The organism is Halobacillus dabanensis (assembly GCF_900114165.1).
Taxonomy (GTDB): Bacteria; Bacillota; Bacilli; order Bacillales; family Halobacillaceae; genus Halobacillus; species Halobacillus dabanensis.
Window position 1 is genome coordinate 1 of record NZ_FOSB01000019.1, and the last position, 15,133, is coordinate 15,133.

Genomic DNA, 15,133 nt, shown 5'->3' on the forward strand with positions numbered 1-15,133 from the left:
ATGTGAGTAACGAACTACTTCACCGAGGCAGGCTGTCTTCCACTATCCTGTTGTTATAAGCGTAAATCGCTCTATAACAGGCTTTCCGCGTGCAGAATAGCTTATTAGGAGCTCATTCTTCTCCAATTACCATGTGTATGAAGCAGCTTTTTCCGGAAGTGGTTTCGAGACCCTTATATGGCAAAGGGGCGGAGGGGAATGGTGAGACTCCTGCGGGAAAAAAGTGCTTGGTGAGACCCCGCAAGGCTTTAGCCTGAGGAGGCTCACCGCGCTCCCGCGGAAAGCGAGCTATTCCCCGCAGCCCCATCCACTCAATAAAAGTCTCGAAACTGAGTCTTCAAGAATAGGGAGCTATTGCGGAATAAGAATGGTTTCTTGATGGCTTTAAGAACCAAAAATTAACCATACAAAAAAGCAGATCCACAAGGGATCTGCTTTTCTATTTATGAAGACGCGCACCATTTACTCATTGTCCTAGACAGCAAGCTATCCTCTTTTAGCACCTCGACCTCCACGTTTGGATTCCGTGTGCTTTTTCAGTGATGCTAAACGCTCGTCACTATCCTTAATAAAACGGTTCATTTTTTGTTCGAATGATTCAGCCGGCTTACGAGGCTTTTGTGGGCGACGACCGTAGTTTTCTTTTGCTTTTTTAATGGAAAGTCCAATCTTTCCATCATCTCCGACATTAATGACCTTCACTTCCACCTGGTCTCCCTGGCTCAAATGCTCATTAATATCTTTTACATAGTTGTCGGCAACTTCACTAATGTGAACTAGACCCGTCTTACCATCTGGAAGCTCGACGAAAGCTCCGAAATTAGTGATACCCGTTACCTTACCCTGCAGCTTGCTGCCTACTTCAATTGACATAAAAAAAATGCTCCTCCTTAAAATTTCGATAAAAAAAATGTATCTTCTTATATATTATATATAAGCTATGAAAAGAGTGTCAATAAGACGGTTCCTCATCAGGCATTTTAAATATGATTTCTCCCTCTTTGGAGAAGAAATAGTTTGTCCTTGCAATCTGCAATACATACTCTTCATCTTTGAGAAGTTCAATTTCCTGCTCTAAACCTTTTTCCTCTTTTTCTAAAGCTGCCATCTCCTGTTGCAGTTGTTCATAATGCTCTTGCTTGTCTGCATACAGCGATTGTTGTTTAAAATGATAAAACACCATGGAGCCAGCAACGATCGACACTAACAGGGCAAACAACACGAGACGGCGGACCAGGCGTTTTTTCTTCCTTTGGTGTCTGTCTACATAAGCATCGTAGTGCTTCATGTATGTAGAATCCAAGCGTGCAACAGACTCCGATTGTCCCTTTGCCATGTACGTTCAGGCCTCCTTCACTTCTTGATTCGTTTAAACCAATTGTTCATTGTATTCTTTATTTTACCCAAAAACCCTGCTAAATGCCTTAAGTAATTTTTCATGTTTTTCGGCAAGAGTCGCCAAATCAACTGAAAAACAATCCGGATTGGATAAAATACGACAAGAAACAATATAATGATACCCTTTAAAAGTATCTTATAAACGCCAAGAAGTAAAGAAATAATAAGGAAAATGATGGATTTCGCGGGAACAAAAATTAAATAGTAGATGGTTTTTTTGAAAAAACGGATAATAGCAAGTCCAATACTGATCATTCTTTCAAGTGTATTTAAGTAAAAGTTCTGAAACAATGCACGATACGCGGCATAACCGCAGAGTATGGCGACAAAAACATAAACACGCAATTCTCCATAGTTTGCCAAGTACAATAAATAAAAGAGGAATGCTGCCTGAAAAAGCCAAAAACTCAATTGGTAGACAGCTTCAAGCCAGCTCCTCTTCCTCTTATGAAAAAAACGTTCAAACGTATCCAAGGAAGCACCTACAAACATTCCACCCCCAATCATGGAGAGGATCGTAATAAATTGCGTCGTCAAGGTCATTTGAACAGCTTGCTAAATAAACCTTTAGCTTTCTCCCCTTGATGCTCGTCCAAATAAGTCATTTCGTACATTTTCCCTTTGATGGAAACAACTCCTGAATCTAAGTCCAAGTTTTTCATCTGCAAATTCTGTCCCCGAACGACGAGATATCCCATTGATGTTTGAAGAAGGAATTCTTCACTGTCGAAGCTGTCCACTTCCTTGACACCAGAAATTTCTATATTTCTCCTATTCCATACCTTCACATTATGTTCAACCGGTTGCTGACTACGAACGCCATGATTCTTCTCATAACCCTCCATCTCATACCAGCCTCCTTCTCTAGTACAAGCTATGAAAAAAACAAAAAGATTAGAACATATAATGTGGAGGCGACCTGGGAGACACGACAAGCATAAGACAAGACGTATAGTGGAGTGGGCTCCTTCCACAAGCGGATTGACTTATGACCTCGAGTGTCTGGGAGCCGAAACTGGAAACATAGAATGCGGAAGCGACTTGATCAGCCCCGACAAGCATAAGCAAAACACCTTCTGTGAGGTGGTCTTCCTCCCAAAGATGTTTTGCTTATGACCTCGAGGGGCTAGTCGCTGCAGCTGGACTTATCATAATGTGGAGGCGACCTGGGAGACACGACAAGCATAAGACAAGACGTATAGTGGAGTGGGCTCCCTCCACAAGCTGATTGACTTATGACCTCGAGTGTCTGGGAGCCGAAACTGGAAACATAGAATGCGGAAGCAACTTGATTCTCTTACTATAGTGAAGATCAACTAAAAAAACCACTGCCGAGGCAGTGGTCTAGGTTATTAGGACTGGTTGACCGGTTCTTCTTTTTTAATTTCATACAAAGAAGTAGCTTCGTTTTTCGTGACGTTCTCTTTCAGAGATTTGATTTCGATTGTCAATACTTTCTGACCGAATTGAATCTTCAACTCATCTCCGATTGCTACGTTGCTAGCCGCCTTGCTTTGTGTTCCGTTGATACTGATACGGCCCTGATCTGCAACTTCTTTCGCCAACGTACGTCTCTTGATCAACCTGGAAATTTTCAAGAATTTATCCAAACGCATGTCTTATTCCGCTCCTTTATTTTTAGCTTTCGCTCGTACCCATAATTCCTCTAACGAATCCAAATCGTACTCCTTCAGACTCCGCCCTTCAGCTTGCGCTTCTCCTTCCATGGAGGATAGACGATTTCTGAACTTTCTATTTGTCCGTTGCAGTGCATTTTCACTGCTTAATTTGTAATGCCTTGCAAGATTAGCAATAGCAAATAACCAATCCCCGAATTCTTTTTCCATCTCCTCGCGGTCTCCAGATTCCCGAGCCTCCTGGAATTCCTGCCACTCTTCTTCTACTTTTTCGATTACAGGTTCTACTGTCTCCCAATCGAACCCAACTTTAGCGGCTTTCTTTTGCAACTCCTCCGCTTGTAATAAAGCAGGGAAGCTTTCTGGAACCGAATCAAGAATGGAATCATGCGCACTTCCTTTTTCCTGCTCTTTAATGACATCCCAGTTAGCAACGACTTCATCAGAAGTTTCTACATTGATTTCACCAAAAACATGAGGATGGCGACGGATCATTTTATCCGTTACCGATACTATTACGTCATCGATTGTAAAATATCCTTCTTCTTCCCCAATTTGGCTATGGAGCATGATTTGAAGCAGCACATCTCCAAGTTCCTCCACCATATGTTCATCATCCAACTGGTTTACCGCATCAATGAATTCATAGGCTTCTTCGATCATATATTTCCTCAGAGATTCATGGGTCTGTTTGCGGTCCCATGGGCATCCTTCTGGACTTCTTAAAATTCTTATCACCTCTCTCAACCTAAAGAATTGGTGATTGAGAGATTCTTTTGCGACCGGTGGAACATAAACACTCGTAAGATTATTCACTTCGACATTACGATCCAGTTCCTCCAGGGGCACGGTTACTAATTGTTCATCTTTACTTCCTGCAGCAGTAACAATTGTTATCGGGTGGTCTGCAGGGAGATCCTCGAGAAGAGTTAGCTTGACCTCGGAAGCAATTAAAGTATCGTACACCTGACATAAGATTAAGTGATTTAAATACTGTAGTTGCTCACGCTTAAGGTCTGTAGCATCAACAAATTGGAAACCTTCAATCGGATCGATTTCAAGCGCAGTAAAAGTCGCGTCCAGAAAGCTCTGCCCTCCTTCAATGTTCAGGAATACCTCGCCTCGATCTCTTTTCTCGAGCAATAATTGCACAGTCCGTTCCGCAAGCATTGGATGGCCAGGTACGATGTATGTGATATCCTCTTCTTTTGAAGCTTCAAGTAGACGGTCGACTATTGCGTTATAAATGTCTCCGAAGTGTTGATTCGATTCATAAATAGAGTCGAAGCTTTCAAATGTAATCCCCTCTTTATGCAGGTCTTCAACCACAGGATGTCGGAGAGTGCGTACAAACAGAGGCGATTCTGTCTCCTTCAATTTTCGGTATACTCCAAGAGGGAGCTGGTCAAGATCTGCAGCCCCTAATCCTAGCACTTTAATTGTATTCATTGGTTCATTCCTTTCGGCAATAGTTTAGCCAACCACTTTTGGGCAGGGAGAGTTTGTATTTCTTCTTTCGTAAAAGCACCTGTTCTAAGGAGAAGGATGAAATAGATCGTTGCTCCAACTCCGGTAAGCACCAATGTATATATAAATAATAGTGTTCTTCCATTCAAATCAAAAATCATAAAAACAAACAAGTGGGCCAGATATAGCCCAACCATCATTCCAGAGAGAGAAAGGAACAGGGATTTCCATGGCAGCCTGAACCATTTGTGCACCGGAACCTCTTGTCTTAAGATTACGATATTTCCCAACAAAACAAAAGCAACAGCTATGGTAGAAGCAATTGCAGCACCGAATGCTTGAAAGTTGGAAACCAGCATTTCGTTTGCAATAAATTTGACAACTAAGCCTCCAATAATCATCCATGCTGTTTGTTTAACATATCCAAGACCCTGCAACACAGAGGATAGCGTGATAGAAATGGAACTTCCGATAATGACAAGCATCAATATCCTGAGATATCCAGTACCCTGAGCATCTTGGAAAAAGGCTTGGTTAATGGCTGGAAATAAGAAAATCAATCCAACGGTTGCAGCAAAACAAATGAATACCGTCATTTTCACAGCACTCACAATCGACTTTCTCACCTTTTCAGGTTCTTGTACCATTCTTCTCCGCGAAACGGATGGAATGATTGCTAATGCAATAGAAGAAGCAAGAACAGTCCCTAATTGGATTAAAGGCTGCCCTCTATCAAAAATCCCTTTCATCAACCTTGCCCTATCAAGGGTTATACCCGCTTCCAAAAGATTAGGAACAAACGTCAAAGCATCGACAAGTTGAAATGACAACAATAACATATAATTCAAACAAATCAGGATTCCATGCACAAAAATAGTCTTTTTATAGGAAATTTGCTTTTGCCACTTTTCCCATGTCAATGATGGCTTATTTTTGCTTATCCAGTAAAAAAGAAAGATAAATGCGGCAATCGCACCAATTATGGACCCGATGGATGCCCCTATTCCTATCCTGTAAACATCTCCGCCATTCATTACGAAAAATGCCGTACAAATAATTATTCCTACACGAAAAACCTGCTCGATAATTTGAGAAAAAGCGGTAGGTGCCATTTCATTGTTCCCCTGAAAAACACCTCGTAGTATAGAAACGAATGGGACAATTAGAAATACCACAAAAGCCGCCCGCAAGGAGGCAATCAGTTTTTCATCTCCCATAATGGAGGCGATCCAGGGTGATTGAATATATCCAAACAGAAAAATCAATCCTCCTGCAGCCATCAACCAGCCAAAGACAGGGAAAAAGAAAGAGGGAACAGACAAATGTTTCTGTCTGGACACGAGCTCGGAGACGACTTTTGATATGGCCGCAGGGAACCCATATAGAGAAAGGGTGAGTGCAATACCAAGAATCGGATATACTTGCTGGTAGATGTAGAACCCATAGTCCCCTGTTAAATTCTGCAAAGGGACCCTATAACCTGCGCTGATGATTTTACTAATTAATCCGGCTAAAGATAGAATAAATGCTCCTTTTAAAAAAGAGCGTGATGGATGTTTGGTCATTTTGGACCCTTTCTAAGGTATATGTATTCAGAACTTTCATTATATCACATGAAAAGGCCAGATCCCTTACCCGCTTGGACCTGACCCACTTCGCTATTCCATTTGTTTGGCTAAAAAGTTAGCCGCTGTTTGAACTGCTTTGCTCACTCCATCTTCTAAAGGTGAACCTTCTTTGTTGAATGCAACTACGCAACCGATTGGATCTCCTTGGGCAATAATAGGACATATAAGATAAGATATCACATCTTCTTCCTGACCACGGACAAGCTCTACAGGGTCCGGATGCTTTTCAGTAGACATGGACCTTGAATCCATCACCTCTTCTACCTTCGAGCCAATTGAACGGTTCATATAATCCTTTTTCGCACTGCCCGCCACTGCTATATACTCGTCTCGATCACAAATCAACACAGGAGCTTCTAAAGACTCACTGAGCGCTTCTGCGTATTCTTTTGCAAAATCACCCAATTCGCTGATAGGTGAATATTTTTTCAGTATGACTTCACCTTCCCGGTCTACAAAAATCTCTAATGGATCTCCTTCCCTGATCCTCAGGGTACGACGGATCTCTTTCGGGATAACAACACGTCCTAAATCATCAATACGGCGTACAATACCAGTTGCTTTCATTCTTTATGCTGCCTCCTTTTCTGTGATGACTGCCTATCTTTTCCCTGTTGAAGCGCAAGCAGAACAAGCGGGTGATTAAAGATAGTATGATTCAGCAATAAAAACCTATACACCCTTGGTATGGATTTTTTCATAAAAAATGTAAACATCGGATGTGGAGGCGACCTGGGAGACACGACAAGCATAAGACAAGACGCGTAGTGGAGCGGGGTTTCTCCACAGAGCGGATTGACTTATGACCTCGAGTGTCTGGGAGCCGGAACTGAACGACTTCAAAAGTGGAGGCGCCTTGAACAGCTTCGACAAGCATAAGAGGGGCACCCTTTCTGAGGGGGTTTTTCCTCACAAAGGTGATTCGCTTATGACCTCGATAAGCTAGGACTCGAGGTTCTATGTAGAAAAAACCTCATCCCCGACCAGGAATGAGGTGAAAATTATGCAGTCGTCGTCTCTCTCATCATTTCAGGAAGCTTTCGAATGAATTCCTCCACAAGTTCATAACGTTTAAACTCAGTTTTACGATCCCACGTAAATGTTACTTTTAATTGAGAGTCCTCTGTACCGAGTTGGACCATACGACCATACGTATTGGCAAACTCAAACAGTTTGGTTCCATCTATTTGCTGGCTTTGTTCCGACTCCATAAGCATCTCGATCTTTTTCTTCTTCTCTGTCACAGATTCAATTCTCGCTTTTTTCGCCTGCAAACGTATGGATGATGCACGGAATAAGTTCTCCACTTCTTGTGGGTATTCACCGAAACGGTCGATGAGTTCATCACGTAAATCATGGATATCCTCCACAGACTCAATGGCCTGGAAAACCTTATACATGTCAATTTTCTGTTTTTCATCAGCGATATAGTCATCAGGTATATAAGCATCCAACATCATATCCAGTTCAGGTTGGAACGGTTTGATGTTTTCCGGTTCTTTCCCTTGTCGCTTCGCCTCTATCGCATCTTTCAACATTTGAGAGTACATGTCAAAACCTACCGAATCGATATAACCATGCTGCTGGGCTCCGAGGAGGTTTCCTGCCCCTCTTATCGATAGGTCCCGCATTGCAATTTTAAAGCCCGATCCGAGTTCAGTGAACTCTTTAATCGCCTGAAGCCGCTTCTCCGCCACTTCAGTCAGCACTTTATCTTTTTGATAGGTAAAGTACGCATAGGCAACTCTATTAGACCTTCCGACACGTCCCCGCAATTGATACAACTGACTCAATCCCATACGGTCTGCATCATAAACGATTAAAGTGTTTACATTTGGAATGTCGACTCCTGTTTCAATAATCGTTGTACTGACAAGGACATCAAATTCTCCCCCTAAGAAGGAAAACATGACATTCTCGAGCTCTGTCTCATTCATTTGCCCGTGCGCAAAGGTGACCCGTGCTTCTGGAACAAGTTCTGCAATATCCTGTGCCATGCGCTCGATATTTTCGACACGGTTGAATAAGAAGAAGACTTGTCCGTCCCGGGCCATTTCACGTTCGACAGCTTCTCGAAGAAAAATAGGGTTGTATTCTAAAACATACGTCTGTATAGGAAAACGGTTGGCAGGAGGTGTTTCAATAACTGATAGATCACGCACTCCGAGCATGGACATATGTAACGTCCTTGGGATTGGTGTAGCAGTTAATGTTAGTACATCGACATTATTTTTCAGTTGTTTTATTTTTTCCTTATGCTTGACTCCGAAGCGTTGTTCTTCATCAACGATAAGCAAGCCTAAGTCCATGAAGTGAACATCTTTAGATAGAATCCTATGGGTGCCGACCACTACATCAACAAGTCCTTTTCTAAGTCGGTCGGTTGTCTCTTTTTGTTGTTTCTTTGTACGGAATCGGCTCATCAATCCAATGTTCACACCAAAACCTTGGAAACGTTCCTGTAAGGTTTCATAATGCTGTTGAGCTAAGATGGTTGTCGGTACAAGAAGCGCCACTTGTTTACCTTCCACAATCGCTTTAAAAGCCGCACGAATCGCGACCTCCGTTTTTCCATAACCCACATCTCCACATAAAAGACGGTCCATTGGCCGGATTCTCTCCATATCGGACTTAATTTCCTCGATACACCGGATTTGATCTTCGGTCTCTTCATATGGAAAAGCTGCTTCAAAATCCTTCTGCATTTCTCCGTCTTCATTAAATGCATAACCCTTGGATGCTTCTCGTTCTGCATAGAGTTGAATGAGATCATCCGCAATATCTTCGACAGAAGACTGGACTCGGCTTTTCACCTTTTTCCACTCACTACCGCCCAATTTGTATACTTTCGGCTCTTTTCCTTCAGATCCGACATACTTCTGTATTAGATCAATTTGGTCGATAGGAACGAATAATTTGTCATTACCTGAATATTTGACTGTGAGGAAATCCTTATGATTCCCCCCCATTTTCAATGTTTCAATACCGAGGTATTTCCCAATTCCATGACTGGCATGGACAATATAGTCGCCAACCTTCAGCTCCTGATAATTCTTTATTCGTTCCGCATTGGACATCTTTTGTTTCCGTTTCGGTTTTGCTGTTCGTTTCTTGAACAATTCATTCTCTGTCAGTACGGCCAGCTTATGCATCGGCCACTCGAATCCACTGCTTATGTTACCAGTGATGATCGTAGGTTTGACTAAAGGAAGGCTCACTTCTCCCTTAGCGACGTTAGCTTCCATGTCATAATCCTGAAGGACACCTTCGATTTTAGACTTTCTCGCTTCATCAGGTGCAAGGATTACTACAGAATAATCTTGCTTTTGCCAGCGGTCCATCTCATTTTTCAATAAGTTCATCTGGCCATGGAATTGTTGCATTTGACGACTTGATATATTGACAATATTCTGTGGCTGGGTGTTCGGAATATGACGCATGAATACCGACATATACAGCCGCGCGTGATCGATATGATGCCATGTATCCTGCCATTCGAAGGATAGATTCAAATCACGGACAGCCTGATTGCCCTCAAGCATACTCTGATGCCACTCCGCCTCTTCCTGATCTAAACGATTGGCCGTCTCTTGAATTCGGCTCATTTCATCCAAAATGACGATACCTTCTTTTGGCAAATAGTCTAGTAGACTGACAGGTTCTTCATAAAAGTATCCAATATACTTGTATATCTCCTGAAAATGCTCTTTATTCTTCAAACGGTCCAAATCATGTTCAATTACTTGTGCTAATGTCTCTTTAGCCTCTTGCTTGTTCAATTTTTTCAAAGAATGGCTTAGCGCATTTTCCAAACGGTCATGAGCCCTGGCGAAATCCTCTTCCGTCAATAAGAGCTCCGTAGCTGGTCCGATGAGTACTTCGTCCAGCTTCTTGTGCGACCGCTGAGTCTCTGAATCAAATGTACGGATGGAATCCACTTCCGTATCGAATAACTCGATACGGTAAGGGAATTCCGATGTGAGTGGATACACATCGATAATACCTCCGCGTACAGAGAATTCACCTGGAGTGGCTACCATTTCCGTCCGATTGTATCCCATATTTATCAGACGTTTTAGATAATCATCCAGATTGATTTCTTCTCCAACACGAAAAGGGAGCTGATTATGCTCCCAGTATGTTTTCGGTGGCATCATCCGTTTCAATGCAGCCACAGGCGCGATCAAAACCCCAGTGTCCTGCGACAACCATTGACTTAATGCGTCAATACGCTGACTCCGGAGCTCAGGGCTAGCGACCGCTATTTCTGATGCGATTAATTCATTGACAGGATAAAGATGCACTTGTTCAGCATCCGTCAATTCTTGCATATCTTCATACAATTGTTGGGCCTGAATCAATTGATGTGTCACAATAATTACAGGGCGTTTCAAGGACTCATGGAGTAAAGAAATCATTAAACTTCTAGAAGCACCGGACAAACCAGCGACCATCTGCTCTCTCATCCCTGACTGAAAGCCCTCTACAATAGAATGGATATCATCCTGTGGATATAAAAAATCCTTAATACCTTGCATAACGAACTCCTCCACCATCCAGACCTCGGAATTATCCGAAAATCAAGATTTACTGTATAAAAAAGTCTAACTCGTGGTAATGTGGATTGTCGTCTAACGATTCTTTACATGAATCACAAATGGTCCGAATATCCATGTCTCCGCTACTCGTCATATGAACCATTTGCTCCTGATCTTGATCATTCAATAAATCGAATCCTAACTGCGACACATCCACTTGTTTGGCGTCTAATTCACCGACTTGATTCTGACAATGACGGCAAAAATATCTTATTTTCATTTCCATCCTCCTTGAAGGGGTGATGGTAAATAGTTTTACCGTCATGGGTTCCAGTTATACGGAACCATCCAGCAGCTTTCTTCACTTCATATTATAATCGTTCATTACTTCATTAAAAGTCTTTTTCAACCATGCCTCACAAGCCTGCACAGCGTAATCGATGCTTTCTTGTACAGGTTCTTGCTCTTCTTTATAGAATGTGCCCAGAACATGATCAATTACTGATTTAGAACCTTCCGGACGGCCAACACCGACCCGAAGTCGTTTGAATTCCTTTGTACCTAACTGATCGATGATATTTCTAATTCCATTATGACCGCCGTGTCCACCTTTTTTGCGCAGGCGGATCTTCCCTGGAGGTAAATCCAAGTCATCATACACTACAAGGACGTCCTCGACGTTGATATCGTAAAAATCCATCAATGGACGCAAAGACTCTCCAGACAAATTCATGTACGTTTGCGGTTTCAAGAGTATAACTTTTTCCCCATCTACGCGCTCCATTGTATACAAGCCATTGAACTTCTTTTGGCTCAATGACCAGTTGTTCCGCTCTGCCCACTCATCAATAATTGCAAAGCCAATATTATGCCGCGTTTTTTCATATTTTTTACCTGGATTCCCCAGACCTACGATACACTTCATACATAACTTCCTTTACTCTCTTTATTACTATTCCACCATTATATCAAAGGACACGAAGAAATCGTGTCAAAACACGTTAGACTCGAGTAAAAGATTACTCCAAAACTGTCGAGACTTATACAATTATACGTTACCCTATTTTCCAATATTAAAAAGGACCCCTATTATTCCCAGGAGATAGTCCAGGCAACGAAGAAAAGGGCGTGCCCGTTTGGCCACGCCCTAGTTATATCTTCATTACTTACTCACTTTTCTCTTCTTCTTCCTCATCATCTGATTTCTGGTTGATGACTTCAGGTTCAGCATCCGGATCTGTTTCCGTCTCTTCTTCCGGCATTTCCTGCGGTGGCGTAACAGAAACAACGGTTGTGTTTTCATCTTCCGTAATTTCATAGTTACGGGATTCTTTCAAGTCGCCGACCATGACGCTATCACCGATTGTCAATTCAGAAATGTCTACGACGATTTCTTCAGGAATATTTGCCGGTTTCGCACGAACGGCCACTTCATAAAGTGGTTGTTGAACAACCCCGCCCTCTTTACTTCCTGCTGCTTCACCCTCAAGACGGACTGGTACTTCAACGTCCATTTCTTCGGACATATTAACGATATAGAAATCCGCATGGATCAACTCGTCTTTTATAGGGTCCACTTGATAATCATGTAACATCACATCAACTGTATCTTTGCCATCAATATCAAGTGAGATAATAGCGTTCTTCCCTTCATCACGCACAGTTTTTAGTAACTCTATGCTGTTAACAGCAACCGTGATCGGTTCTTTATCCTTCCCGTAGACGACACTAGGAACATTGCCTTCTAGGCGTAATTCACGAGTAACGGATTGCTTGAGATTTTGTCTTTGATCTGCTTTTAATGTAATAGCCAAATTAATCAACCTCCAGTAATTTACCAATCATTAATTCAGTTTCCCGTTATACATAAGAGTTAAACCTAAAAAATGAAATTAATCAAACAAAATACTAATGGATTGACGTTCATGAACTCGAATAATAGCTTCACTTATTAAACCGGCGACAGAAAGCTCCGTAATTTTCTCACTAGACTTCTCTTCCCCTAACGGAATGGTGTTGGTTACGACGAGTTCTTTGATCTTAGAGTTATCAATTCTCTCGATCGCTGGGCCGGAGAGAACTGGGTGTGTACAGCAAGCATACACTTCTTTTGCCCCGCTCTCAACAAGGGCATTGGCAGCAAGAGTGATTGTCCCTGCCGTATCAATGATGTCATCGATAAGAATAGCAGTTTTCCCTTCGATGTTCCCCACAATATTCATTACTTCAGCGACATTCGGGCGTGGACGGCGTTTATCAATAATCGCTATAGGGGCTTTAAGTCGATCCGCCATTTTACGAGCACGTGTGACCCCGCCATGGTCTGGGGATACAATAACAACATCATCAAAATTCTTTTCTTCAAAGTAATCAGACAAGATTGGTACTCCGACAAGGTGGTCAATTGGCAGGTTGAAAAATCCCTGGATCTGAGGAGCGTGAAGATCTAACATGAGAACACGGGAAGCTCCAGCTGTCTCAAGCAGATCTGCAACCAGCTTAGCTGTGATCGGCTCACGAGCTCTCGCTTTACGGTCTTGTCTAGCATAGCCGTAATAAGGCATAACAATGTTGATTGTTCTTGCAGACGCACGCTTTAAAGCGTCGATCATAATGAGGAGTTCCATGATGTGTTGGTTGACAGGCTCACAAGTGGATTGGACAACATACACATCACACCCACGGATACTTTCTTCAATATTGATTTGAATCTCTCCGTCACTAAAACTGGTGACTGAACATTTTCCAAGGTCTACCCCGATATTATCAGCAATTTCTTTCGCTAACTCAGGGTTTGAATTTAGTGAGAATACTTTCAGTTTTGAATCCTTATATCCAGTTGCCATGGATGGAACCCTCCGTTAATCTTTTTTGGTCGATTTCATTTTGCTAGCATAACCTTCTTTGTTCGTTTGACGGGAACGAGCAATAGACAACGCTTCTGACGGGACATCTTGATTTATTGTGGAACCTGCGGCTACATAAGCACCCTTACCAACCGTCACAGGAGCAATTAAGTTCGAGTTGCAGCCGATGAATGCATCATCCTCTATTGTCGTCAGGTGTTTATTTTCACCATCATAATTTACAGTAATTGTACCACAGCCGATGTTCACGCCGCTTCCGACTTCCGCATCGCCGATATAACTCAAATGGGATGCCTTACTACCGTCACCGAAGGCCGCTTTCTTCACTTCGACAAAGTTCCCGACCTTCACATCATCACCGAGCGAGGATTCCGGTCGGATATGAGCGAAAGGTCCAATTTGTACACGTGCACCAATACGGCTATCTTTCGCAACACTTTGATTTATGGTCGTTTCTGTGCCGATATGACAATTGGTAATGGTTGAGTGAGGGCCGACTAACGCATCATTTTCAATGATTGTCTCCCCTTCAAGTACACAACCAGGATAAATAACGACATCTTGACCGATCGTCACATCCGGTCCGATGTACGTTTGTTCTGGGTCGATTAAAGTAACACCGTTTCTCATATGTTGCTCGTTGATTCGCTTTTTCATGAGTTTTTCAGCTTTAGAAAGCGCAACACGGTCGTTCACTCCAAGAGATTCAGAAAACTCAGGGGTTTGATAAGCACTGATTGTTTCCCCTTGTCCTTTTAAAATCTCAATAACGTCTGGTAAGTAATATTCCCCTTGGACATTATCATTAGAAACATTCTTCAGGGCATCGAAAAGCATAGCATTGTCAAAACAATACGTACCTGTATTGATTTCTTGAATGGCTTGCTCTTCCTCAGAGGCATCCTTTTGTTCCACAATGCGCTCTACCTGACCATTACCTCCACGAATAACGCGTCCGTAACCATGAGGGTCTTCTGCATGAGCCGTCAGTATTGTTGCTTTCGCGTTCTCTGAGTCATGATGATCCAGAAGCTTCTGGAGCGTTTCCCCTGTTAATAAAGGAGTATCTCCACATACGACAACAGTTGTCCCTTCTTTATCCGCCAAAATATCGTCTGCTTGTAAAACAGCATGACCTGTACCTAACTGTTCTTCCTGGATGACATAATGGCTATCTTCACCAAGTTGATCTTGGACTTTTTCTGCACCAAAACCTACAACAGTAATCAATTCTTGCAAATCTAATGTATTCAACTGGTCGACAACATGCTGAACCATAGGCTTTCCGCATACAGGGTGCAAAACCTTATAAAGCTTCGACTTCATACGAGTGCCTTGGCCAGCTGCTAGCACGACAGCATATCGATTAGTCATGAACGTACCTCCATCCTAATTATCCACTTTGAATCATATCTCAACTGCCCGGTGATTTCAACAATAGTGGAATGCCTAACTGAATTCTTATATATGTATTCATAGCGTGTCTCACAGAAGTAAGGATATTTCTAATACCCCACTAAAATATTGAGTCTTTTTACCTTAAGAAAAGTTTAGTCATTTACTATCATCTCTTAAAACAAAAACTTTAGGTGTGTCCC

The 15,133-nt window shown here is 42.4% G+C and carries 14 protein-coding genes; all 14 read right to left on the reverse strand.

Annotated features, from left to right (window positions below; translation table 11 throughout):
* Window positions 1–486: 486 nt before the first annotated feature.
* A complete protein-coding gene (locus tag BMZ58_RS19980) occupies window positions 487–873 on the reverse strand; it encodes a S1 domain-containing RNA-binding protein (protein ID WP_075038288.1) in 387 nt (128 codons plus the stop codon).
* Window positions 874–952: 79 nt separating this feature from the next.
* Window positions 953–1,336: an FtsB family cell division protein gene (locus BMZ58_RS19985; protein ID WP_075038289.1), complete on the reverse strand. Its 384-nt coding sequence runs from the start codon at window positions 1,334–1,336 to the stop codon at window positions 953–955.
* Between the two features lie 17 nt (window positions 1,337–1,353).
* Window positions 1,354–1,941: a spore cortex biosynthesis protein YabQ gene (gene yabQ / locus BMZ58_RS19990; RefSeq protein WP_075038290.1), complete on the reverse strand. Its 588-nt coding sequence runs from the start codon at window positions 1,939–1,941 to the stop codon at window positions 1,354–1,356.
* Window positions 1,938–2,243, reverse strand: a complete 306-nt coding sequence (gene yabP, locus BMZ58_RS19995; protein ID WP_075038291.1) for a sporulation protein YabP — start codon at window positions 2,241–2,243, stop codon at window positions 1,938–1,940. Before yabP ends, yabQ begins: the two co-directional genes overlap by 4 nt.
* Window positions 2,244–2,750: 507 nt before the next feature.
* Complete coding sequence (locus tag BMZ58_RS20000) at window positions 2,751–3,014, reverse strand: RNA-binding S4 domain-containing protein (protein WP_075038292.1); 264 nt, start codon at window positions 3,012–3,014, stop codon at window positions 2,751–2,753.
* Between the two features lie 3 nt (window positions 3,015–3,017).
* Window positions 3,018–4,484: a bifunctional methyltransferase/pyrophosphohydrolase YabN gene (yabN, locus tag BMZ58_RS20005; protein WP_075038293.1), complete on the reverse strand. Its 1,467-nt coding sequence runs from the start codon at window positions 4,482–4,484 to the stop codon at window positions 3,018–3,020.
* On the reverse strand, window positions 4,481–6,067 hold the full coding sequence (locus tag BMZ58_RS20010; RefSeq protein WP_075038294.1) for a putative polysaccharide biosynthesis protein: 1,587 nt from the start codon (window positions 6,065–6,067) through the stop codon (window positions 4,481–4,483). The genes yabN and BMZ58_RS20010 overlap by 4 nt, the downstream gene beginning before the upstream one ends.
* Before the next feature lie 93 nt (window positions 6,068–6,160).
* Window positions 6,161–6,697: a stage V sporulation protein T gene (gene spoVT, locus BMZ58_RS20015; protein ID WP_075038295.1), complete on the reverse strand. Its 537-nt coding sequence runs from the start codon at window positions 6,695–6,697 to the stop codon at window positions 6,161–6,163.
* Between the two features lie 434 nt (window positions 6,698–7,131).
* Window positions 7,132–10,668: a transcription-repair coupling factor gene (mfd, locus tag BMZ58_RS20020; protein ID WP_075038296.1), complete on the reverse strand. Its 3,537-nt coding sequence runs from the start codon at window positions 10,666–10,668 to the stop codon at window positions 7,132–7,134.
* A gap of 49 nt (window positions 10,669–10,717) precedes the next feature.
* Window positions 10,718–10,948, reverse strand: coding sequence for an anti-sigma-F factor Fin (gene fin / locus BMZ58_RS20025; RefSeq protein WP_075038297.1), 231 nt, complete (start codon window positions 10,946–10,948; stop codon window positions 10,718–10,720).
* An 81-nt stretch (window positions 10,949–11,029) separates the two neighbouring features.
* Window positions 11,030–11,593, reverse strand: a complete 564-nt coding sequence (gene pth / locus BMZ58_RS20030; protein WP_075038298.1) for an aminoacyl-tRNA hydrolase — start codon at window positions 11,591–11,593, stop codon at window positions 11,030–11,032.
* Window positions 11,594–11,834: 241 nt separating this feature from the next.
* A complete protein-coding gene (locus tag BMZ58_RS20035; protein ID WP_075038299.1) occupies window positions 11,835–12,482 on the reverse strand; it encodes a 50S ribosomal protein L25/general stress protein Ctc in 648 nt (215 codons plus the stop codon).
* A 78-nt stretch (window positions 12,483–12,560) separates the two neighbouring features.
* Window positions 12,561–13,514 (reverse strand): ribose-phosphate diphosphokinase, encoded by a 954-nt coding sequence (locus BMZ58_RS20040; RefSeq protein ID WP_075038300.1) that lies wholly within the window; start codon window positions 13,512–13,514, stop codon window positions 12,561–12,563.
* A 15-nt stretch (window positions 13,515–13,529) separates the two neighbouring features.
* Window positions 13,530–14,909 carry a bifunctional UDP-N-acetylglucosamine diphosphorylase/glucosamine-1-phosphate N-acetyltransferase GlmU gene (gene glmU, locus BMZ58_RS20045; protein ID WP_075038301.1) on the reverse strand — a complete coding sequence of 460 codons (1,380 nt, stop codon included), beginning with the start codon at window positions 14,907–14,909 and terminating at the stop codon, window positions 13,530–13,532.
* Window positions 14,910–15,133: the final 224 nt, after the last annotated feature.

What these genes read in the sequence shown, in the direction of transcription:
- BMZ58_RS19980 (WP_075038288.1), bottom strand. Translation starts at nt 873, where the DNA reads ATGTCAATTGAAGTAGGCAGCAAGCTGCAGGGTAAGGTAACGGGTATC.
- BMZ58_RS19985 (WP_075038289.1), bottom strand. Translation starts at nt 1,336, where the DNA reads ATGGCAAAGGGACAATCGGAGTCTGTTGCACGCTTGGATTCTACATAC.
- yabQ (WP_075038290.1), bottom strand. Translation starts at nt 1,941, where the DNA reads ATGACCTTGACGACGCAATTTATTACGATCCTCTCCATGATTGGGGGT.
- yabP (WP_075038291.1), bottom strand. Translation starts at nt 2,243, where the DNA reads ATGGAGGGTTATGAGAAGAATCATGGCGTTCGTAGTCAGCAACCGGTT.
- BMZ58_RS20000 (WP_075038292.1), bottom strand. Translation starts at nt 3,014, where the DNA reads ATGCGTTTGGATAAATTCTTGAAAATTTCCAGGTTGATCAAGAGACGT.
- yabN (WP_075038293.1), bottom strand. Translation starts at nt 4,484, where the DNA reads ATGAATACAATTAAAGTGCTAGGATTAGGGGCTGCAGATCTTGACCAG.
- BMZ58_RS20010 (WP_075038294.1), bottom strand. Translation starts at nt 6,067, where the DNA reads ATGACCAAACATCCATCACGCTCTTTTTTAAAAGGAGCATTTATTCTA.
- spoVT (WP_075038295.1), bottom strand. Translation starts at nt 6,697, where the DNA reads ATGAAAGCAACTGGTATTGTACGCCGTATTGATGATTTAGGACGTGTT.
- mfd (WP_075038296.1), bottom strand. Translation starts at nt 10,668, where the DNA reads ATGCAAGGTATTAAGGATTTTTTATATCCACAGGATGATATCCATTCT.
- fin (WP_075038297.1), bottom strand. Translation starts at nt 10,948, where the DNA reads ATGAAAATAAGATATTTTTGCCGTCATTGTCAGAATCAAGTCGGTGAA.
- pth (WP_075038298.1), bottom strand. Translation starts at nt 11,593, where the DNA reads ATGAAGTGTATCGTAGGTCTGGGGAATCCAGGTAAAAAATATGAAAAA.
- BMZ58_RS20040 (WP_075038300.1), bottom strand. Translation starts at nt 13,514, where the DNA reads ATGGCAACTGGATATAAGGATTCAAAACTGAAAGTATTCTCACTAAAT.
- glmU (WP_075038301.1), bottom strand. Translation starts at nt 14,909, where the DNA reads ATGACTAATCGATATGCTGTCGTGCTAGCAGCTGGCCAAGGCACTCGT.